The following is a 1,637-nucleotide window of genomic DNA, read 5'->3' on the forward strand; positions in this document are numbered from 1 at the left end:
CATACAGCCATTTGACGGTGGAGGACCATCGGCGAGCGTTGACGGCGGCGGGGGTGTTGACGTGACCGGCCGCCGCGCGGCGAGATCCGCGCCGCGCGGGCCGGCTGGTCTGCTGGAGCGGCTGATGGAGGCGGTGCGGCCCGAGTTCCGCGGTGCGGTGTTCCGTCCGGTCCGCGACGACGTGGTGTTCGTGCGCGGGGAGTGCCGGTTGGTCAACTGTCCCAACGTGGTGGGCCGCTCAGCGCGGGGCGTCTGCAACAGCCACTACCAGCGGTGGCTGACGACCCGTGGCGAGGACGACGACTTCGACGGGTGGTTGGCTGCCGAGGACGGCCGGCTCGCCCAGCGTGCCGTGGCGGCGGCGCCGGCATGCGCGGTGGCCGGGTGCAACCGCTCGACCAGCTACCGGAGGTTGTGCCAGCGGCACGTGCCCCGGTGGGTGGCCGCCGGCCGGCCATCACTGGACGCGTGGTTGACCCGCTTCGAGTACAGCCCGACGCCTGACGGAGAGCGAGACTGCACGTTTCCCGGCTGTCCACGGTGGACGAACGGGCCGGCGAACCCGTTCTGCCACCATCACCACGACCGGTGGAAGATCGCCGGCCGGCCGGACCTCGAAACGTGGCAGGCCGACCTGGCCGTCAAGGCGGCCGCCCGGCAGGTCCCGCCGGTCAACCTTCAGCGGTTGGGCCGGCAGCTGCGGCTGGAGGTGCAGTACGGGTTGCAGTGCCGCCACGATGAGGCGAACAAACGCACCGTGGCCAGCGCGGTTACCGCCGCGGTCAAAACGGCTGGCCGACTCCGCGGTGGGCAGCATCCTGGACTGGGACGAGGACGGCTGGCGCACCTTCTTCGGCACCAACCGGCGCGTCTACGAGGGCAAGCGGGTTTACGCGTCGGTGTCGTTGAAGTTCGTGCTGGACACCCGGATCCGGCTGCAGCGGCTGCTGATCGCCGCCGACCCGTGGGCCGACCAGTACCCCCGCGACGTCTGGGACCTACGGCTGTTGGGCATCACCACGGCGGGGCTGCGCTACCTGCGCTTCGCTGGCATCCCGCAGTCTTGGCTGGCCGAGTTGGCCCGCCGCTGGTGCCGGTGGCGGCTGGCCCGCGGGCTGAGCGTGGGCACCGTGCACAGCAACCTGCACGGCTTGACCAGCTTCGCCGCCCACCTGGCCGGTCGCACCGACGCGGCGGGCGGACCGGAGACGCTGACCCGCGAGGCGATCGAGGCGTGGCTGGCCGGCGGTCGGCCGGCCGGGCACATCGGCGGGCTCGGCGTGTTCCTGCGCGACGTGCACCGTCTCGGCTGGGCTCCCGGCCTGCCCGGCAACGCGATGGTCTTCGACGACTACCCGACCAAGCCGGCGTCCAACCCGCGGTGGATCAGCGAACACGTGATGCGGCAGCTGGAGTCCGAGCAGAACCTCGCGGTGTTCGGCAGCGACGACGCCCGGCTGGTCCTGCGCATCCTCATCAACTGCGGGCTGCGACTCAAAGACGCCCGCCAGTTGCCGCTGGACTGCGTGGTCCGCGACGACACCGACGCACCCTACCTGGCCTGGATCAACCACAAGATCCGCCACCGAGCGGCGTTCTTCCCGATCAGCGAGGACCTCGCCGGACGCATCTCCACT

The 1,637-nt window shown here is 71.3% G+C and carries 1 protein-coding gene; it reads left to right on the forward strand.

All coding sequences use genetic code 11. The annotated features are described in order from the left end of the window. Positions 1-806: 806 nt before the first annotated feature. Positions 807-1,637, forward strand: an 831-nt coding sequence (locus AB0H28_RS29860; RefSeq protein ID WP_358047426.1) for a hypothetical protein, incomplete at its 3' end; no start/stop codon positions are given.

This window comes from Micromonospora sp. NPDC050980, assembly GCF_040653835.1.
GTDB lineage: Bacteria > Actinomycetota > Actinomycetes > Mycobacteriales > Micromonosporaceae > Micromonospora.